The following is an 18,819-nucleotide window of genomic DNA, read 5'->3' as shown; positions in this document are numbered from 1 at the left end:
ACCTCGGCCGCTTACTGCGGCTGCGGCAGCCCCTGAAGCTTCATGCCGGGCTTGATGCCCTTGGACTCAAACCAGCCCTTGCTCATCTCGAGCGCGTAGACGCCGTTGTTGCGCGGGCAGTGGTTGTTCTCGGTTTCGGCCTGCATCTCATCGATATCGGTGATCGTGCCGTCCGCGCGGATAAACGCGATCGACAGCGGGATCAGCGTGTTCTTCATCCAGAAGCAGTGCACCGCATTCTCGTTGAACACGAACAGCATGCCTTCGTTCGGCTTGAGTTCCGTGCGATACATGAGGCCTTGCTCGCGATCCGGATCGTTCGCGGCAACGGCGGCGTCGATCACGAACATGCCGGCTGTCAGCTTGACGCGCGGGAAGTCGCCGGGCTGTTTCGCGCCGGGCGGAATCTGCGCAAACGCATCGCGCGCCGGCAAGGCGGCAAACGACAACGCGACGACCGACAACGCAACGGCAAGCGCGAGGCGCGCCGCAAAATTCGCCCATAGCGAGCGCGGGTTGAATCGCACGACGGTGCTCCTTCTCCAGAGATGAACCGCGAATGTTACGCGAGCGCGTAGAAAAAGAAAAAGGCAGACGGCCTTGCGGCGATCTGCCTTTCAACGCCGTAAGAACGGCAGGTACAGCTTGTTCTTGACTGCGTTATTTCTTCAAACTTATTCCGAAGCGGCCGAAGCAGCAGCTGCCGGAGCTGCCTTCTTCTTCGAAGCGTGCTTGGTGTGCTTCTTCGCTGCCTTGTGAGCCGACGAAGCCGGAGCCATTGCGTCAGCAGCCGGAGCCGAAGCTTGTGCGAAAGCAGCCGATGCGAAGAGGCCAGCGACCAGAGCGGCGATCAGTTTGTTCATTTTGTGAAATCCTCAGCTTTAGTGAATTAACCAGGTGACCCGTGGGTCGAGTCATGTCGTTCAACGTGCCATCCACCTTTCGGTTGACAGCCGGCGCATCAAATTTCGGCGGAAATTTTTGACGAGCCGGTTGCGAGCTTGCGAGACGCGCGCGACACAGGCAGCGGTGTGCCGGATGGTGCGAACGGCTTGCGGGGCTGAATGCCGGACAGCTCGCGGCATCTGCGTCGTGTAACGCGTGATGTCGGCGCACGGTTGACGAAAGGGCACGGGAAAGCTCGCGAATTTTTGCCGAAAGCGAATGCGAACGTCGCCGGGCGCCCCCGTCCTGGCGCACCCCGTCGAGGCGCCCCTGTCCAGGCGCCCCTGTCCAGGCGACCGCGTCCAGGCGACTGCGTCCAGGCGACTGCGTCTAGGCGACCCCGTCCCACGGCGCGCGCGCGGGCAGTTCGATCGTGTCGCCGGGTTCGAGGCCGAGCGCGAAGATATCGAGCGCGCCAATGCCGGCGCGCACGAGACGCAAGGTCGGGAAACCGACCGCGGCCGTCATGCGACGCACCTGCCGGTTCTTGCCTTCGGTGATCGACAGTTCGATCCACGTCGTCGGAATGGCCGCGCGATAGCGGATCGGTGGATTGCGCGGCCATAGCGTATCGGGCGGTTCGACAAAGGCGGCGCGGCATGGGCGCGTCACGTAGTCGCCGAGATCGACGCCGCGCGCGAGCGCCTCGAGGTCCGCGGCGCGCGGCGCGCCTTCGACTTGCGCCCAGTAGCGTTTGACAAGTTTGTGACGCGGCTCGGCGATGCGCGCCTGCAGCGCGCCATCGTCGGTGAGAAGCAGCAGGCCTTCGCTGTCGGAATCGAGCCGGCCCGCCGGATACACGCCGGGCACGCGTACCCAGTCCGCGAGCGACGCGCGCGTTTCGTGCGGGGAGAACTGGCAGATCGTGCCGTAGGGTTTGTTCAAGGCGAGCAGCGTCATGCGTAGAATCAGTACAGGAGTAGCGTCGAATCGCTGCGTGTGCACCGCAAAACGCGTGCAGGTGCGTCGCAGGGGCGGTAGGCGCGGTGCCGCGGGCCGCGGCCGTGGTAAATGGCGGGATATTAATGCATAATACGAAGCGCTCAGTCTTATGTCTTATATAAGACTTAAGACGTTGCGCTCATCAGTAGGCGTGCCGATGCGTAGGCGTGCCGATGCCCCTCGCTTTCCGGCTGTGGTCCGTGGGCTAGAATAGGCGGCCTGACGCCCGCGGGCGTCAGGCATGCGCGTAAGTGGAGCGCCCAGTTTCGCAGTCCCCAATCTGGTTTCCCCAGCACAGCCATCCACCACTGGAGTCCGATCATGGCGTATCAGCACATCAAGGTTCCGACGGGCGGTGACAAGATCGCCGTCAACGCCGATTTCTCGCTCAAGGTTTCCGATCAGCCGATCATTCCGTACATCGAAGGCGACGGCACTGGTGTCGATATCACGCCGGTGATGATCAAGGTCGTCGATGCGGCGGTGGAGAAGGCGTACGGCGGCAAGAAGAAAATCCACTGGATGGAAGTGTTTGCCGGCGAAAAGGCGACCCGGGTCTACGGTCCCGATGTGTGGCTGCCGGAAGAAACGCTGGCTGCGGTCAAGGAATATGTGGTGTCGATCAAGGGCCCGCTGACGACGCCGGTCGGCGGCGGCATCCGCTCGCTGAACGTCGCGCTGCGCCAGGAACTGGACCTGTACGTGTGTCTGCGTCCGGTGCAGTACTTCAAGGGCGTGCCGTCGCCGGTGCGCGAGCCGGAAAAAACCAATATGGTCATTTTCCGCGAGAACTCGGAAGACATCTACGCGGGCATCGAATGGGCCGCGGAATCGGAGCAGGCCAAGAAAGTCATCAAGTTCCTGCGCGACGAAATGGGCGTAAAGAAAATCCGCTTCCCGGACACGTCGGCGATCGGCGTGAAGCCGGTGTCGAAGGAAGGCACCGAGCGTCTCGTGCGCAAGGCGATCCAGTACGCGATCGACAACGACCGTCGCTCGGTCACGCTCGTGCACAAGGGCAACATCATGAAGTTCACCGAGGGCGCGTTCCGTGACTACGGCTATGCGCTCGCGCAGAAGGAATTCGGCGCGGAACTCGTGGATGGCGGCCCGTGGATGAAGTTCAAGAACCCGAAGTCGGGCAACGAGATCGTCGTGAAGGACGTGATTGCCGACGCGTTCCTGCAGCAGATCCTGCTGCGTCCGGCCGAATACGACGTGATCGCGACGCTGAATCTGAACGGCGACTACGTGTCGGACGCACTGGCCGCGCAAGTCGGCGGTATCGGTATCGCGCCGGGCGCGAACATGTCGGATTCCGTCGCGATGTTCGAGGCGACGCACGGCACCGCGCCGAAGTACGCAGGCAAGGACTACGTGAATCCGGGTTCGGAAATCCTGTCGGCCGAAATGATGCTGCGCCACCTCGGCTGGACCGAAGCGGCTGACGTGATCATTTCGTCGATGGAGAAATCGATCCTGCAGAAGCGCGTGACGTACGACTTCGCGCGGCTGATGGAAGGTGCGACGCAAGTGTCGTGTTCGGGCTTCGGTCAGGTGATGATCGAGAATATGTAATCGCCGGTGCGGGCTTCGAATGGCGGTTTGAACGTGGCCTGCATCGAACGGTTGAACCCCGGTGGGTCGCGTTGCGATCGCCGGGGTTTTTTAATGTGCGCATGGCTCGAACCTGCACTTTTTCCGCTTTCGTTGCGCGCGCATCCATTTTGCGTCTTCATGTGCTGCAGAGCGGTGCGGTCCGGCTCGGGCGCGCGAACCGGCGAGCTGCGTTATGCTTGCCGCTCGCCGCGAATGAACGGCTGAACGCCTGATTCCGCGGGAAATAAATACGTTGTCGCGCATCGTTGCTCGAGACGCAACGTTGCGGTGTGAACCAGGGAAACAACCGATGATTCGCAGGGAATTTCTGGCTCGCGCAATGAGCGCCGCCGTCGCGTCCGCCGTTGGGTCATTAGGCGTGCGCAGCGCATTCGCGCAGCATGCTGGACACGATATGCAGGACATGCCGGGCATGGAGGGCATGGGCGACATGCACGGGATGCACGATATGGCCGGCATGCGCGGCATGACGTCGCATGCGGGAAGCGCGAACGACGCAGGCGTCGCGCTCGCGTCGCCGAACGCGTTGCCGTCCGGCGCGCCGCTCGCGACGCTGCGCCGTCTTGCCAACGAAAGCAGCGATCCGGGCACGTTCCGCGCGACGCTCGTCGCACAGCCGGTGCGCCGGCAATTGATGCCGGGCAAAGAGACGTCGTTCTGGCTGTACGGCGACGCAGCGCAAGGCCCGATCGCGGGCCCGCTGATCGAAGTGCGCGAAGAAGATACCGTGGAAATCCGCTTCGTGAATCGCCTGCCGCAGCCGTCGACCGTGCACTGGCATGGCTTGCCGGTGCCGCCCGATCAGGACGGCAATCCGTTCGATCCGGTCGCGCCGGGCGAGTCGCGCGTCTATCGCTTCACGTTGCCGCGCGGCAGCGCCGGCACGTACTGGTATCACCCGCATCCGCATATGTTGTCGGCGGGGCAGGTGTACCGCGGCCTTGCCGGGCCGATCGTCGTGCGCGCAGCCGACGACCCGCTTGCCGCGCTGCCCGAGCGGCATCTGTTCCTGACCGACCTCAAACTGGCTGCCGACGGCTCGATCGCGCCGAACGACATGATGGACTGGATGAACGGCCGCGAGGGCCAGTTCGTGCTCGTCAACGGCGCGCGGCGGCCACGCATCGTGGTTGCGCGCGACGAGCGATGGCGCGTCTGGAACGCATGCAATGCCCGATATCTGCGGCTCTCGCTCGGCGTCAATTACCCGTTCGCGCAGGTCGGTACCGACGGCGGCCTGCTCGGCGACGCGCGCGACGGCCTGACCGAACTGCTGCTTGCGCCCGGCGAGCGCGCTGAACTGATCGTGCGCGCGGGCCAATGGCCGTGGCAGACCGCGCTGACGGCGGCCGTCTACGACCGCCGCAAAATGGCGATGAGCCCGGGCAGCAGCCTGCCGCCCGATCCGGCGCGCGTGCTCGCCGACGTGCGTTTTGCGCCGGCCGCGGCAGGAACGGGGACGGGCGCAGCGGTTCAGCCGACGCCGCATCCGCTTCCTTCGCCGCTGCGTACGATCGGAGCGCTGGTTCCACCCGCGGGCGCGGCGGCGCCGCAAAAATCCGTGGTCTTTTCCGAAGAGATGGACATGGCAGCGATGCATCGTCCGGGCGCGACGATGAGCGAGATGCCGGCCGGCATGAAATTCCTGATTAATGGCGAGACATTCGATGCGTCCCGCATAGCGCTAACGAGCCGCAGCGGCGAGGTCGAGCATTGGTCGATTGAAAATCGTACCGACATGGACCATCCGTTCCACCTGCACGGCACGCAGTTTCAGATCATCGAGCGGCAGCGAAACGGGAAAAGAACGCCGGAGCCGTATCTCGCGTGGCGCGACACGGTCAATGTTCAGCCTGGCGAAACAGTGCGCATTGCGACCGTGCAGAAAATGCCGGGCGAGCGGATGTTTCACTGCCATATTCTCGAACACGAAGATCTTGGAATGATGGCGACGCTGAAAGTCGTCTAGACCTCGGCGCTCATCGCGCGCCAATAATGGATGTTAAAAAGCGGACATAAAAAAACCCGGCGCAAGGCCGGGTCTCAATAACTGGGCTTTGAAACGTGCCGTGCTTCAAAAAGCCGCCACGCTTTATAAATGAGGAACCCGGCATGAAGCCGGGTTCTTTAAAGGGTACGGGAATCGAACGGATTCAGGCTGCAGCCTGGATGTTCGATGCCTGTTTGCCTTTGGGGCCTTGCACGACCTCGAAACTCACCTTCTGGCCTTCCTTGAGGGTCTTGAACCCGTTCATCTGGATAGCCGAAAAGTGTGCAAACAGATCCTCACCGCCTTCGTCGGGCGTAATGAATCCGAAACCTTTCGCGTCATTGAACCATTTGACCGTACCGGTTGCCATACCAACATCCCCTGTAACTCAATCACACGAGCCCTCGAAAAGCCCAACGACCGCGGAATGCAGCCGTCCCTCCTCACAAGCTCACCAACGGCATTTTTTCGTATAGACCGCACATTGAAAAAAGTGCCAGCTTGATTGTTGAGTCTCTTTATTCGAGTGTCAAGAAAATTTTGAGACGCTATGTGCGCCGTTGTAAAGAACCAATCTCCAGGGTTTTTCCTTCTTTTCTTATGTGCGGTCACCCAAGCGGGCCATCTTGAAAAGTCGCATAATCGTCTCACATGGAGCGTGTGGCGGAGCCTTGCAGCACGCTTCGCACCGGACGCCTCGGCATGTGCGGCGAGCTTAACGTCCGCTGGCGCAGGTTGTGCGATACTCGTTTCGGACAGCGGCCTCGCGCCGCGAACTGGAATGAATGAGGACATACCGGAGGGCTGGTTCCGCGATCGGCCCCGCGCATTGCGCAAGCGCGACGGGCCAACGCCCGCGGGCCGCAGCCGACGTGATCGCCGGCAGTGGTCGGCTGGTCGGCCGGTTGGGTTTTGACAGGATTGCGGGCCTGTCCGAGTTGTTTAGAATGGGTGTATGGCGATTATCCCGGACAAGCAGGACAACACGGTACTGGAGCGGCAGGAACAAAAGCTGAAACCGCCGGCCATGTACAAGGTAGTGCTGTTGAATGACGACTTCACGCCGATGGAATTCGTCGTGATGATCGTGCAGGAATATTTCAATAAAGATCGTGAGACCGCTACGCAGATAATGCTAAAGGTGCATCGCGAAGGCAGGGGAGTTTGTGGGGTCTACACGCGGGACATCGCGTCGACCAAAGTCGAGCAAGTCGTTACCCACGCACGGCAGGCCGGGCATCCGCTGCAGTGTGTGATGGAGGAAGCATGATTGCCCAGGAACTGGAAGTCAGCCTGCATATGGCGTTTATGGAAGCACGCCAGGCGCGGCATGAGTTCATCACGGTCGAACATCTTTTGCTGGCGCTGTTGGACAACCCGACGGCCGCCGAAGTGCTGCGCGCTTGCGCGGCCAACATCGAAGACCTGCGTCAGAACCTGCGCAACTTCATTCATGACAACACGCCGACCGTGCCTGGCACGGACGACGTCGATACGCAGCCCACGCTGGGTTTCCAGCGCGTGATCCAGCGCGCGATCATGCACGTGCAGTCCACGTCGAACGGCAAGAAGGAAGTGACGGGCGCGAACGTGCTCGTCGCGATCTTCGGCGAGAAGGATTCGCACGCGGTGTACTACCTGCAGCAGCAGGGCGTGACGCGCCTCGACGTGGTGAACTTCATCTCGCACGGTATCGCGAAGACGAATAGCACGGATGCGGCGAAGGCCAGCGATTCGAACACCGAATCGGACGAAGCCGCTGCGCAGAAGGAAACCCCGCTCGCGCAGTTCACGCAGAACCTGAACCAGATGGCGAAGGACGGCCGCATCGATCCTCTCATCGGACGCGAAGCGGAAGTCGAGCGCGTGGTGCAGGTGCTGTGCCGTCGGCGCAAGAACAATCCGCTGCTGGTCGGCGAGGCCGGCGTCGGCAAGACGGCGATCGCGGAAGGTCTTGCATGGCGCATCATGCGCGGCGAAGTGCCCGATATTCTGGCCGACGCGCAGGTGTATTCGCTCGACATGGGCGCGCTGCTTGCCGGTACGAAATACCGTGGCGACTTCGAGCAGCGTCTCAAGACGGTGTTGAAGGAACTGAAAGAGCGTCCGCACGCCATTCTGTTCATCGACGAAATTCATACGCTGATCGGCGCGGGCGCCGCATCGGGCGGTACGCTCGACGCGTCGAATCTGCTGAAGCCGGCGTTGTCGTCGGGCACGCTCAAGTGCATCGGCGCGACGACGTTCACCGAATTCCGCGGCATCTTCGAGAAAGACGCAGCGCTGTCGCGCCGCTTCCAGAAGATCGACGTGACAGAACCGACGGTCGAACAGACCGTGGCGATTCTGCGTGGCCTGAAGTCGCGTTTCGAAGAGCACCACGGCGTGAAGTATTCGTCGGGCGCGCTGTCGGCCGCGGCCGAACTGTCGGCGCGCTTCATCACCGATCGCCATTTGCCGGACAAGGCGATCGACGTGATCGACGAAGCGGGCGCGGCGCAACGCATTCTGCCGAAGTCGAAGCAGAAGCGCACGATCGGCAAGGGCGAGATCGAGGAAATCATTTCGAAGATCGCGCGCGTGCCGGCGCAAAGCGTGTCGCAGGACGATCGCAGCAAGCTGCAAACGCTCGATCGCGACCTGAAAGCGGTCGTGTTTGGCCAGGATCCGGCGATCGACGCGCTGTCGGCGTCGATCAAGATGGCGCGCGCGGGCCTCGGCAAAACCGACAAGCCGATCGGCGCGTTCCTGTTCTCGGGCCCGACGGGCGTCGGCAAGACCGAAGTGGCGCGGCAACTCGCGTTCACGCTTGGCATCGAGCTGATCCGCTTCGATATGTCGGAGTACATGGAGCGTCATGCGGTGAGCCGTCTGATTGGCGCGCCGCCCGGCTACGTCGGTTTCGATCAGGGCGGTTTGCTGACCGAAGCGGTGACGAAGAAGCCGCATTGCGTGCTGCTGCTCGACGAAATCGAGAAGGCGCATCCGGACATCTTCAATGTGCTGCTGCAGGTGATGGACCACGGCACGCTGACCGACAACAACGGTCGCAAGGCGGACTTCCGCAACGTCATCATCATCATGACGACGAACGCGGGCGCGGAGGCGATGCAGAAGTCGTCGATGGGCTTTACGAATCGCCGCGAAACCGGCGACGAAATGGCCGACATCAAGCGCATGTTCACGCCGGAGTTCCGCAACCGTCTCGATGCGACGATCAGCTTCCGCTCGCTCGATGAAGAAATCATCATGCGCGTGGTCGACAAGTTCCTGATGCAGCTCGAAGACCAGCTGCACGAGAAGAAGGTCGATGCGCTCTTCACCGACAACCTGCGCAAGCATCTCGCGAAGCACGGTTTCGATCCGCTGATGGGCGCGCGTCCGATGCAGCGCCTGATCCAGGATACGATCCGCCGCGCACTGGCCGACGAACTGCTGTTCGGCAAGCTGATAAACGGCGGCCGTGTGACGGTCGATGTCGATCAGGAAGACAAGGTGCAGCTGACGTTCGACGAGCAGTCTCTGCCGCCGCGGAATCCGAATCCGGAAGCGGTGGAAGTGGACTAAGCTCTGCTGTCCCCTTCAAGAAAAAACGGCGCGGGCAAATAAACCCGCGCCGTTTTTATTTTGTATCTCGCCGTCGGGCAAACGCGAATGAAGCATCCGCGCCGCAGCGTCGCGGATGTGTCAGTGCTTGCCCGTGCTGCCAAATCCGCCCTCGCCGCGTTCGCTCGCAGCGAATTCGTCGACGATATTGAACTGCGCCTGCACGACCGGCACGATCACCAGTTGTGCGAGGCGCTCCATCGGGTTCAGGGTGAACGTGGTTTGCCCGCGGTTCCATGTCGAGATCATCAATTGGCCCTGGTAGTCCGAGTCGATCAGGCCGACCAGGTTGCCGAGCACGATGCCATGTTTGTGGCCGAGACCCGATCGCGGCAGGATCAGCGCCGCGTAGCCAGGGTCGCCGACGTGCACGGCGAGGCCGGTCGGTACGAGTGCCGTGGCGCCCGGCTCGAGCGTCAACGGTTCGTCGAGGCAGGCGCGCAAGTCGAGGCCCGCGCTGCCCGGCGTGGCGTAGGCGGGCAGATAGTCGCGCATGCGCGCGTCGAGAATCTTCAGGTCGAGTTTCATGCAGGTCAGGTTTCTATTCGGGTTTGAGGGTGGAGTGCGAGAGTGAAAGTGCGCCGGATCTGAAGCCGCTCAACGACCGAGTTCGAACGCTTGCGCAAGCAGTTCGTACGAACGCAACCGCGCCTGATAACTGCCCGCGACGGTCAGCACGATCAGTTCATCGGCATCGAATTGTTCCTGCAGCGCATGCATGCGCTGCGTCACCGTCTCCGGCGTGCCGATGATGCTGCGCGGCTTCTCACGATCGATGATCAGCTGTTCACGCGCGCCATATTCCTGCGCGATACCCTGCGCAATCGACGGAATCGGCTCGTTCAGCCCATACGCCATTTGCACGCGGCGCAGATCGACGGCTTTTTCGAGGTCGGCGGCTTCGCGCTCGGTGTCGGCGCAAATCACAAAGACGGCGGCGGCGAGATAAGGCTTCGCCTCATGGCCCGACTGAAAGCGCTCCCGGTACGCCTGCGCGACCGCATGCCCGAAGTGCGCATTGATGAAATGCGCAAATGAAAAGCGAATGCCGAGCTGCGCGGCGAGCATGCCGCCGAAGTCGCTCGAGCCGAGCAACCACAACTGCGGACGCGTATCGATTTGTGGCTGCAGCAGCACGCCGTGCGCGAGGTGATCCGCAGGCAGCGTGCCGTTCATCAAGCCGACCAGATCGGCAACCTGCTGCGGGAAAATATCGCCGCGGTTGTACGCACCGGCCGCGACCGCTTGTGCGGTGCGCATGTCGCCGCCAGGCGCGCGACCGACGCCGAGATCGATGCGATTCGGAAACAGCGCTTCGAGCATCAGAAACTGCTCGGCGATCTTGAACGGACTGTAGTACGGCAGCATCACGCCGCCGGAGCCGAGGCGAATCCGTTTCGTCACGCTGCCGAGGCGCGCGAGCATCACTTCAGGGCAAGGATTCGATACGCCGCGCAAACCGTGATGCTCGGCGCACCAGTAGCGCGTGAAGCCGAGATCGTCGGCAAGTTGCGCGAGTTCGACCGTTGCGGCAATCGCATCGGCCACTGAGTGCCCGTCGATCACGGGCGTCTGATCGAGCACGGAGAGTAGCGTCATGACAGCAGCGCTCCTGGATAACTAGGGTGCGGGAGGCACGCGAAGGCAAACGTGCAGATCACGGCTGGCGATTAACCGATCAGGCTCGCGTCCGGCAGACGCCGCGCGATTTCGGCGATCAGCGCGCGCGCGAGCGTCTGCTTGCCGGCGCGCGGTAGCCGCGTAATGCCGCCTGCTTCGAAGAGCGCGACTTCGTTGTCGTCGCGTCCGAAGGTGAGCGGGCCGAGATTGCCGATCAGGAGCGGCACGTTCTTGCGCACGCGCTTTTCTTCGCCATGTACGTCGAGGTCGCCGCTTTCCGCGGCAAAACCGATGCAATACGGGGGATGCGTCAGATGGGCGACCGCGGACAGAATGTCCGGATTTTCGACGAACTTGAAGGCCGGCACCGCACGGTCCGCGGTCTTCTTGATCTTGTGCTCGCTCACATGCTCCGCGCGCCAGTCGGCGACCGCCGCGACGCCGATAAAGATGTCGTAGTCGGGCACCGCGCGCATGACCGCTTCGTACATCTGCTGCGCGGTCTGCACGTCTTCGCGGTAGACGCCCCACGGTGTTTCGAGCGCGACCGGGCCTGCCACCAGATGCACGTCCGCGCCGGCCTGCTGCGCGGCGCGCGCAAGCGCGAAGCCCATCTTGCCGCTCGAGAGATTGGTGATGCCGCGCACCGGGTCGAGCGGCTCGAAGGTCGGGCCCGCGGTCAGCAGCACGCGGCGGCCGGCGAGCACCTTCGGCTGGAAGAACGAAACGATGGCTTCATAGGTGGCTTCCGGTTCGAGCATGCGGCCATCGCCGGTTTCGCCGCACGCCTGCGCGCCGGAATCGGGGCCCAGCACCTGAACGCCGTCGCCGCGCAGCATGGCGACGTTGCGCTGCGTCGCCGGGTTCATCCACATCTGGCGGTTCATTGCCGGCACCACGAGCAGCGGACAGTCGCGCGCGATGCACAACGTGGACAGCAGATCGTCGGCCATGCCGTGCGCGAGCTTCGCGAGAAAGTCGGTGGAGGCGGGCGCGATGACGATCGCGTCCGCTTCGCGCGACAGATCGATATGCGGCATGTTGTTCGCGATGCGCGCGTCCCACTGGCTCGTGTAGACGGGGCGCCCGGACAGCGCCTGCATCGTGACCGGCGTGATGAACTGCGTCGCCGCCTCGGTCATCGCGATCTGCACGGTCGCGCCGGCCTTCACGAGCAGGCGTGTGAGTTCGGCGATCTTGTAGCACGCGATGCCGCCCGTCATGCCGAGCACGAGGTGTTTGCCGGCGAGTTCGCCGCTGGACGACGCGTCGGGCGCGTCGGGCACGTCGCTCGCGTCGTCGTGTCGTTCGGTCGACGCGGCGAGCGCATCGTTGGTCAGCTTGTTTGCCACTGCAATCTCCGACTAAACGTCGACCTTGCCGCGCGCGTTACCGCGTCTCAGCGCCTGTCAGCGCGCGCCGCGCACGCGCCGCAATTCGTCGATCACGAGCAGCACCGCGCCGATCGTGATCGCGCTGTCGGCGAGATTGAACGCGGGCCAATGCCAGCCGCCGACGTGGAAATCGAGGAAATCGATCACGTGGCCGTACATCAGCCGGTCGATCACATTGCCGAGCGCGCCGCCCAGAATCAGCGCGAGCGCCGTGCAAAACATCTTCTGCGTGCCGTGGCGCTTGAGCAGATAGCAGATCACGAGCGCCGCGACGATCCCGAGCAGCGTAAATGCCCAGCGTTGCCAGCCGCCCGCCATCGCGAGAAAGCTGAAGGCCGCGCCGCGGTTGAACACGAGCACGAGGTTGAAAAACGGCGTGATCACGTGTGACTCGCCGTACGCGAACACCTTCGCGATCGCGATCTTCGTCAGCTGGTCGGCGAGGATCACGATCAGCGCGACGCCGAGCCATGGCGCGAGCGACCCGCTCGCCGATTTCGACAGGCTTCTGGACATTATGCCGCGCTCCTTGCTTCGCCGTTGCCGAACAGGTTGCTTACACACCGGCCGCACAGCGTCGGATGCGCGGCATCGGCGCCGACGTCCGCGCGATAGTGCCAGCAGCGCTCGCATTTCAGATACTTCGATGCGATCACGTCGACGCCTTCGTCCGCTTCGCTTTCCACCCTGACGACGTTCGCTCCCGACGTGATCAGGACGAATTTCAGGTCGTCGTTCAGGCTCGCGAGCGCGTCGTAGCGCGCGCCGCTCGCGCGCAGTTCGACTTCGGCCTGCAGCGACGAACCGATCAGGTTCGCGACACGCGCCTCTTCGAGCGCCTTGGTCACGTCGCCGCGCACCGCGCGCAGCAGCGCCCACTTGTCGAGCAGCGCCGCGCCGTCCGGCACCTCGGGGTACGCGTGATAAAGCTCGGTGAAGATCGTCTCGCTGTGCGGCTGGAACACCTTCCACGCTTCTTCGGCGGTGAACGACAGGAACGGCGCCATCAGGCGCAGCAGCCCGTTCGCGATGTGGTACAGCGCGGTTTGCGCCGAACGGCGTGCGGCGGAGTCCGGCGCGGTCGTGTACAGACGGTCCTTCAGCACGTCGAGGTAGAAGCCGCCGAGGTCTTCCGAGCAGAACGTCTGCAGCTTCGCGACGACCGGGTGGAACTCGTACTTGTCGTAGTGCGCAAGGATCTCGGTCTGCAGGCTCGCGGTCAGCGCGACCGCGTAGCGGTCGATCTCGAGCCACTCGCCGACCGGTCGCGCGTGCTGCGCGAAATCGAAGTCCGACAGATTCGCGAGCAGGAAGCGCAGCGTATTGCGGATACGCCGATAGCTTTCCGTCACACGCTTCAGAATTTCCTCGGAGATCGCGAGTTCGCCCGAGTAGTCGGTCGACGCAATCCACAGACGGATGATTTCCGCGCCGAGGCGGTTCGATACTTCGTGCGGATCGACGCCGTTGCCGAGCGACTTGCTCATCTTGCGGCCTTCGCCGTCGACGGTGAAGCCGTGCGTGAGCAGCGCGTTGTACGGCGGCCGGCCATCGAGCATCGACGCGGTCAGCAGCGACGAATGGAACCAGCCGCGGTGCTGGTCCGAGCCTTCGAGGTACAGGTCAGCCGGGAATTGCAGCTCGTCCTTGTGCGAGCCGCGCAGCACGTGCCAGTGCGTCGTGCCCGAATCGAACCAGACGTCGAGCGTGTCGCGGTTCTTCTCATACAGGTTCGCATCGTCGCCGATCAGTTCGCGCGGCTCGAGCGTCTGCCACGCTTCGATGCCGGACACTTCGACGCGCCTCGCGACTTCCTCGAGCAGTTCGAGCGTGCGCGGATGGAGCTCGCCCGTTTCCTTGTGCACGAAGAACGCCATCGGCACGCCCCATTGGCGCTGGCGCGACAGCGTCCAGTCCGGGCGATTCGCGATCATGGCGAAGAGGCGCTGCTTGCCCCATGACGGATAGAACGCGGTCGCCTCGATGCCTTCGAGCGCCGTTTCGCGCAGTGTCTTGGCGCTGTCGCGCGGCTTGACGTCCATGCCCGCGAACCACTGCGACGTCGCACGGTAGATGATCGGCGTCTTGTGGCGCCAGCAGTGCATATAGCTGTGCGTGTATTTCTCGCTGCGCAGCAGCGTGCCCGCTTCGCGTAACGCGTCGACGATCTTCGGGTTCGCCACCCAGATCGACAGGCCGCCGAACAGCGCGAGCGATTCGATATAGCGGCCGTCGCCCATCACCGGGCTGATGATGTCGGAGTCGGCCATGCCGTGCGCCTTGCACGACACGAAGTCTTCGACGCCGTACGCCGGCGACGAGTGAACGATGCCGGTGCCGGTATCGGTCGTCACGTAATCGCCGAGATAGACGGGCGACGTGCGCTTGTAGCCCGGATGCGCCGACGACAGCGGATGATGGAAGCGCAGGTTCGCAAGCGCGGCGCCGGGCGCCGTCGCGATCACGCGACCCTGCAGATTGAAGTCCTTCATGCACGCTTCGACGCGCTCTTCAGCGAGAATCAGCAAGCCGCGCTGCGTATCGACGAGCGCGTAGACCACCTCGGGGTGCACATTCAGCGCCTGGTTCGCGGGAATCGTCCACGGCGTCGTGGTCCAGATCACGATGCCGCCGTCGGCGCGCGGCAGCGCCGCCAGACCAAACGCCTGCGCGGTCTTTTCCGGTTCCGCGAACGTGAACAGCACGTCGATCGTCGGGTCGGTTTTGTCCTTGTATTCGACTTCCGCCTCGGCGAGCGCCGAGCCGCAGTCGAAGCACCAGTTCACCGGCTTCAGGCCGCGAAACACATAGCCCTTTTCGATGATCTTCGCGAGCGCGCGGATTTCGCCGGCTTCGTTCGTGAAGTTCATCGTCTTGTACGGGTTATCCCATTCGCCGAGCACGCCGAGGCGCCGGAAGCCCGCTTTCTGCTTCTCGATCTGCTCGGTTGCGTAGGCGCGCGCCTTCTGCATTACTTCGGCGGCCGGCAGCGACTTGCCGAACTGCTTTTCGATCTGGATCTCGATCGGCATGCCGTGGCAATCCCAACCCGGCACATAGACCGCGTCGAAGCCCGCCATATTGCGCGCCTTGACGATCATGTCCTTCAGGATCTTGTTGACCGCGTGGCCGAGGTGAATGTCGCCGTTCGCATACGGCGGGCCGTCGTGCAGGATGAACTTGGCGCGGCCCTTCGAGGCGGCGCGGATTTTTTCGTAGACCTTGCGCTCCTGCCATTCCTTGACCCATTGCGGCTCGCGCTTGGGCAGGTCGCCCCGCATCGGGAACGGCGTGTCCAGCAGGTTGACCGGATACTTGGCTTGCGGTTTCGAATCGGCTTTCTTGTTGCTCATGGTGACGTAGCGGTGAATACGGTGTTGGCGCCCATGTCGGCGGTCGGCGCGGATTTGCCCGGGAGTGCGCGACCGGTGCGAGGCGGCGCGGCTTGCGAACCTTGGAGCGTGTCCGGAGGACTGCGCCGGCCTCGGATCCAGCTCGTCGGTTCACTACGCTTCGGTGCGCGCGGTTCCGTTCCGCACGCACCGCGGCCGTTTATCTAATTCGGTCGGTTGCCGAGGTCGAGAAGCCCGTCGACCGGCTGCCCGGCGCGTGACCTGCCTCAAGTGCCTCGAACCACGCGCGCGCGCTCGCGACATCGCGCGCAATCGCGGCAGACAGCGTTTCGAGGTCGACAAACCTTTCCTCGTCGCGCAGCTTTTTCAGAAACTCGACGCGCACGAGTTTGCCATAGGCGTCGCCATGCCAGTCGAGCAGATGCACTTCGAGCAGCACGCGGCCGGAATCGTCGACGGTCGGACGCAGCCCGAGGCTCGCGACGCCGGGCAGCGGCTCGTCTTCGATGCCATGCACGCGTACCACGAAAATGCCCGACAGCGCCGGCCGCTTATGGGCGATCGGCAGGTTCAGCGTCGGAAAGCCGAGATCGCGGCCGAGCTTGAGCCCATGCACGACGTGCCCGCTGATCACATAGTCGCGGCCAAGCGCGGCACGCGCCGCATCGAGATCGCCGGCCACCAGTGCCGCACGCACGCCCGAACTCGAGATACGCGCGCCCGACGGATCGGCGACGGTTTCCATCTGCTCGACTTCGAAGCCGAAGCGCTCGCCCGCCGCTTTCAGCGATGCGAAGTCGCCGGCCCGCTTCGCACCGTAGCGGAAATCGTCGCCGATCATCACCCAGCGCGTGTGCAGCCCGTTGACGATGATCCGTTCGACGAACGCATCGGGCGACTGGCTCGCGAACCGCTGATTGAAGTGCTCGACCACGACGCGATCGACGCCGTTCATCCGCAGCGCCTCGAGCTTGTCGCGCAGCATCGCGATACGCGGCGGCGCGCCGGCCGGGTTGAAGAATTCGCGCGGGTGCGGTTCGAAGGTCATCACGCAGACGGGCAGCCCGCGCGCATCGGCGGCCGCGCGCACGTGCGCGAGCAATGCCTGATGGCCGCGGTGGACACCGTCGAAATTGCCGATAGTGAGCGCGCAGGGCGCGCGGCTTTCGGCATTGGGAAGACCCCGAAAAACTCTCACGATAGCGGGCTGAGGTTAGTACCTGAGTTGAGTACCCGAGGTTAGTACCGACCGTTAATACCGGCGTGGGTACCGGGTTGATAAGACAGGTGACGCAATAAACGAAGCGGGACAGATCCCTGCAAAACAAACGATTATAAACGCTCAAGGCCGCTGACCGCTTCGCGTCGCGGTTCGCGCGGTGCCGGATGATAAAATCCGTGGATGAAAAAACTCGTCATTCTGATTTCCGGACGGGGCAGCAACATGCAGGCGATCGCGAACGCCTGCGCGCGCGAGCGCTGGCGGGCGCAAGTCGCCGCCGTGATTGCCAACCGCCCCGACGCCGCCGGGCTGCAGTTCGCGGCATCGCAAGGCATTCCCACCGCGGTGGTCGACCACCGCCAGTTTCCCGATCGACCGTCGTTCGACATCGCGCTTGCCCATATGATCGACGCCTATGCGCCCGACCTGCTGGTGCTGGCCGGCTTCATGCGCGTATTGACCGATGGCTTCGTCGAACGTTACGCGGGCCGCATGCTGAACGTCCATCCGTCGCTGTTGCCGAGCTTTCCGGGCCTGAAAACGCACCAGCAGGCGCTCGACGCCGGCGTGCGCGTGCACGGCGCGTCCGTGCATTTCGTCACGCCGCGGCTCGATCACGGGCCGATTGTCGCGCAGTCCGTGGTGCCGGTGCGCGCCGGCGACGACGCGGCGGCGCTCGCCGCGCGCGTGCTCGCCACCGAACATGTGATTTACCCGCGCGCGGTGCGCTGGTTCGTCGAAGGGCGGCTTGCGCTCGACGGCGAGCGGGTCATCCTGACGCCGCCGGAGCCGCAGGCGTTTTTCTTCGACAATACGGGTCGCGCAAGCGAAGCGGCCGACAATAACGCCACGGCGGAGGATGCATGAGGCTGCATGGTTTTCTGATTGGCCAGACCGAGGCGCTGCTTGCCGACGTGTTGAAATTCACCGGCCCCGCCGATGCAACGACGAGCCGTTTTTTCCGTGCGCATCCGAAGCTCGGTCACAGCGAGCGCGGCGTGATCGCCGAAGCGGTGTTTGCGGTGCTGCGCAGGCGCATGGAGTTCGCGCATCTGGCCGAAAGCGGCAGCGGCAGTCCGACGCGGCGCCTGGCGCTGCTCGGCCTCATGCAGACGGCGGGCCGCACGGCGTTGAAGCCGTTCGTGTCCGAAGCGGAGGGCGAATGGCTCGAGCGGGTGTCGAAGATCGACCCCGCGAGCCTGCCGCAGCGCATCCGCATGAATCTGCCGGACTGGATCTACGAGGCGCTCGCGAAGCGTTTCGAGGCCGACGAACTGGTGCAACTGGCCGCGTCGCTCAACTATCCGGCGCCGCTCGATCTGCGTGCCAATCCGATGAAGGCGAGCCGCGACGAAGTGTTGCAGGCGCTGGAGAAGGCCGGCATCGACGCGGGCGCGATGCCGTTCGCGCCGCTCGGCGTGCGGGTGGCCGACAAGCCGCCGCTCACGAAGCTCGATGCGTTCCAGAACGGCTGGATCGAAGTGCAGGACGAGGGCAGTCAGCTGCTGTGCTCGCTCGTTGCGCCGCGCCGCGGCGAGATGATCGTCGACTTCTGTGCGGGCGCGGGCGGCAAGACGCTCGCGCTCGGGGCGATGATGCGCTCGACCGGGCGTCTCTACGCGTTCGATATTGCCGAGCGGCGTCTTGCGAAGCTGAAGCCGCGGCTGGCAAGGAGCGGCCTGTCGAACGTCAACCCGGTGCTGATCGACAGCGAGCACGATGCGAAGATCAAGCGCCTCGCGGGCAAGATCGACCGCGTGCTCGTCGATGCGCCGTGCAGCGGCCTCGGCACGCTGCGCCGCAACCCGGACCTGAAGTGGCGGCAGTCGCCCGAGTCGATCGGCGAACTGACGCCGAAACAGACGTCGATTCTCGCGAGCGCGGCGCGTCTCGTGAAGAAGGGCGGCCGGCTCGTCTACGCGACCTGCAGCATTCTCGAAGCGGAGAACGAGGCGGTGGTCGCGCAGTTCCTCGCCGACCATCCCGAGTTCGCGCTGGTTCCCGCGCGCGACGTGCTGGCCGAGCAGCGCATCGAGCTGGAAATGGGCGACTATCTGTCGCTGTGGCCGCATCGGCACGCGACGGACGGCTTTTTTGCCGCGGTGCTCGAACGGCGCGATTGAAGCT

At 63.7% G+C, this 18,819-nt stretch carries 16 protein-coding genes; 6 read left to right on the top strand and 10 right to left on the bottom strand.

Annotation, left to right across the window (positions count from 1 at the left end; translation table 11 throughout):
- Nucleotides 1-11: 11 nt before the first annotated feature.
- The 3 genes from ACYPXD_RS02950 to ACYPXD_RS02940 form a co-directional block, all read right to left on the bottom strand.
- Complete coding sequence (locus tag ACYPXD_RS02950; RefSeq protein WP_459707260.1) at nt 12-527, bottom strand: DUF192 domain-containing protein; 516 nt, start codon at nt 525-527, stop codon at nt 12-14.
- 147 nt (nt 528-674) lie between these two features.
- A complete protein-coding gene (locus ACYPXD_RS02945; RefSeq protein ID WP_459707258.1) occupies nt 675-863 on the bottom strand; it encodes a hypothetical protein in 189 nt (62 codons plus the stop codon).
- Nucleotides 864-1,275: 412 nt separating this feature from the next.
- Nucleotides 1,276-1,845 (bottom strand): pseudouridine synthase, encoded by a 570-nt coding sequence (locus ACYPXD_RS02940; protein ID WP_459707255.1) that lies wholly within the window; start codon nt 1,843-1,845, stop codon nt 1,276-1,278.
- A gap of 363 nt (nt 1,846-2,208) precedes the next feature.
- On the opposite strand from ACYPXD_RS02940, the gene icd reads away from it, so the two are divergent.
- Both icd and ACYPXD_RS02930 read left to right on the top strand, forming a co-directional pair.
- On the top strand, nt 2,209-3,465 hold the full coding sequence (gene icd, locus ACYPXD_RS02935; RefSeq protein WP_459707253.1) for an NADP-dependent isocitrate dehydrogenase: 1,257 nt from the start codon (nt 2,209-2,211) through the stop codon (nt 3,463-3,465).
- A gap of 331 nt (nt 3,466-3,796) precedes the next feature.
- Complete coding sequence (locus ACYPXD_RS02930; RefSeq protein ID WP_459707251.1) at nt 3,797-5,476, top strand: multicopper oxidase family protein; 1,680 nt, start codon at nt 3,797-3,799, stop codon at nt 5,474-5,476.
- A 184-nt stretch (nt 5,477-5,660) separates the two neighbouring features.
- Here ACYPXD_RS02930 and cspD read toward each other — a convergent pair whose 3' ends face one another.
- Complete coding sequence (gene cspD / locus ACYPXD_RS02925) at nt 5,661-5,867, bottom strand: cold shock domain-containing protein CspD (RefSeq protein ID WP_017776809.1); 207 nt, start codon at nt 5,865-5,867, stop codon at nt 5,661-5,663.
- Between the two features lie 585 nt (nt 5,868-6,452).
- Here cspD and clpS point away from each other — a divergent pair.
- Together clpS and clpA are read left to right on the top strand one after the other, a co-directional pair.
- Complete coding sequence (gene clpS, locus ACYPXD_RS02920; RefSeq protein WP_075155947.1) at nt 6,453-6,767, top strand: ATP-dependent Clp protease adapter ClpS; 315 nt, start codon at nt 6,453-6,455, stop codon at nt 6,765-6,767.
- Nucleotides 6,764-9,064, top strand: a complete 2,301-nt coding sequence (clpA, locus tag ACYPXD_RS02915) for an ATP-dependent Clp protease ATP-binding subunit ClpA (protein WP_459707248.1) — start codon at nt 6,764-6,766, stop codon at nt 9,062-9,064. Before clpS ends, clpA begins: the two co-directional genes overlap by 4 nt.
- Nucleotides 9,065-9,184: 120 nt before the next feature.
- On the opposite strand, the gene dut is transcribed toward clpA, so the two are convergent.
- The 6 genes from dut to ACYPXD_RS02885 form a co-directional block, all read right to left on the bottom strand.
- On the bottom strand, nt 9,185-9,631 hold the full coding sequence (dut, locus tag ACYPXD_RS02910) for a dUTP diphosphatase (protein WP_219797823.1): 447 nt from the start codon (nt 9,629-9,631) through the stop codon (nt 9,185-9,187).
- Between the two features lie 69 nt (nt 9,632-9,700).
- Nucleotides 9,701-10,702 (bottom strand): LLM class flavin-dependent oxidoreductase, encoded by a 1,002-nt coding sequence (locus ACYPXD_RS02905; protein WP_459707245.1) that lies wholly within the window; start codon nt 10,700-10,702, stop codon nt 9,701-9,703.
- A gap of 71 nt (nt 10,703-10,773) precedes the next feature.
- Nucleotides 10,774-12,009: a bifunctional phosphopantothenoylcysteine decarboxylase/phosphopantothenate--cysteine ligase CoaBC gene (coaBC, locus tag ACYPXD_RS02900; protein WP_459707291.1), complete on the bottom strand. Its 1,236-nt coding sequence runs from the start codon at nt 12,007-12,009 to the stop codon at nt 10,774-10,776.
- Between the two features lie 123 nt (nt 12,010-12,132).
- Nucleotides 12,133-12,633 (bottom strand): signal peptidase II, encoded by a 501-nt coding sequence (gene lspA / locus ACYPXD_RS02895; protein ID WP_459707243.1) that lies wholly within the window; start codon nt 12,631-12,633, stop codon nt 12,133-12,135.
- Nucleotides 12,633-15,470 (bottom strand): isoleucine--tRNA ligase, encoded by a 2,838-nt coding sequence (ileS, locus tag ACYPXD_RS02890; RefSeq protein ID WP_459707241.1) that lies wholly within the window; start codon nt 15,468-15,470, stop codon nt 12,633-12,635. Before ileS ends, lspA begins: the two co-directional genes overlap by 1 nt.
- A gap of 199 nt (nt 15,471-15,669) precedes the next feature.
- Complete coding sequence (locus ACYPXD_RS02885) at nt 15,670-16,668, bottom strand: bifunctional riboflavin kinase/FAD synthetase (RefSeq protein ID WP_459707238.1); 999 nt, start codon at nt 16,666-16,668, stop codon at nt 15,670-15,672.
- Between the two features lie 204 nt (nt 16,669-16,872).
- Between ACYPXD_RS02885 and purN the strand changes: the two genes are divergently transcribed.
- Both purN and ACYPXD_RS02875 read left to right on the top strand, forming a co-directional pair.
- A complete protein-coding gene (gene purN, locus ACYPXD_RS02880) occupies nt 16,873-17,559 on the top strand; it encodes a phosphoribosylglycinamide formyltransferase (protein ID WP_459707236.1) in 687 nt (228 codons plus the stop codon).
- Nucleotides 17,556-18,815, top strand: a complete 1,260-nt coding sequence (locus ACYPXD_RS02875) for an RsmB/NOP family class I SAM-dependent RNA methyltransferase (RefSeq protein WP_459707234.1) — start codon at nt 17,556-17,558, stop codon at nt 18,813-18,815. The genes purN and ACYPXD_RS02875 overlap by 4 nt, the downstream gene beginning before the upstream one ends.
- Nucleotides 18,816-18,819: the final 4 nt, after the last annotated feature.

This window comes from Paraburkholderia sp. 2C, from assembly GCF_054589215.1.
This window is presented reverse-complemented; position numbering and strand designations above follow the sequence as displayed.

Excerpts from the sequence above, each read along its gene's own strand:
- ACYPXD_RS02945 (WP_459707258.1), bottom strand. The coding sequence starts at position 863 with ATGAACAAACTGATCGCCGCTCTGGTCGCTGGCCTCTTCGCATCGGCT.
- ACYPXD_RS02940 (WP_459707255.1), bottom strand. The coding sequence starts at position 1,845 with ATGACGCTGCTCGCCTTGAACAAACCCTACGGCACGATCTGCCAGTTC.
- icd (WP_459707253.1), top strand. The coding sequence starts at position 2,209 with ATGGCGTATCAGCACATCAAGGTTCCGACGGGCGGTGACAAGATCGCC.
- ACYPXD_RS02930 (WP_459707251.1), top strand. The coding sequence starts at position 3,797 with ATGATTCGCAGGGAATTTCTGGCTCGCGCAATGAGCGCCGCCGTCGCG.
- cspD (WP_017776809.1), bottom strand. The coding sequence starts at position 5,867 with ATGGCAACCGGTACGGTCAAATGGTTCAATGACGCGAAAGGTTTCGGA.
- clpS (WP_075155947.1), top strand. The coding sequence starts at position 6,453 with ATGGCGATTATCCCGGACAAGCAGGACAACACGGTACTGGAGCGGCAG.
- clpA (WP_459707248.1), top strand. The coding sequence starts at position 6,764 with ATGATTGCCCAGGAACTGGAAGTCAGCCTGCATATGGCGTTTATGGAA.
- dut (WP_219797823.1), bottom strand. The coding sequence starts at position 9,631 with ATGAAACTCGACCTGAAGATTCTCGACGCGCGCATGCGCGACTATCTG.
- ACYPXD_RS02905 (WP_459707245.1), bottom strand. The coding sequence starts at position 10,702 with ATGACGCTACTCTCCGTGCTCGATCAGACGCCCGTGATCGACGGGCAC.
- lspA (WP_459707243.1), bottom strand. The coding sequence starts at position 12,633 with ATGTCCAGAAGCCTGTCGAAATCGGCGAGCGGGTCGCTCGCGCCATGG.
- ileS (WP_459707241.1), bottom strand. The coding sequence starts at position 15,470 with ATGAGCAACAAGAAAGCCGATTCGAAACCGCAAGCCAAGTATCCGGTC.
- purN (WP_459707236.1), top strand. The coding sequence starts at position 16,873 with ATGAAAAAACTCGTCATTCTGATTTCCGGACGGGGCAGCAACATGCAG.
- ACYPXD_RS02875 (WP_459707234.1), top strand. The coding sequence starts at position 17,556 with ATGAGGCTGCATGGTTTTCTGATTGGCCAGACCGAGGCGCTGCTTGCC.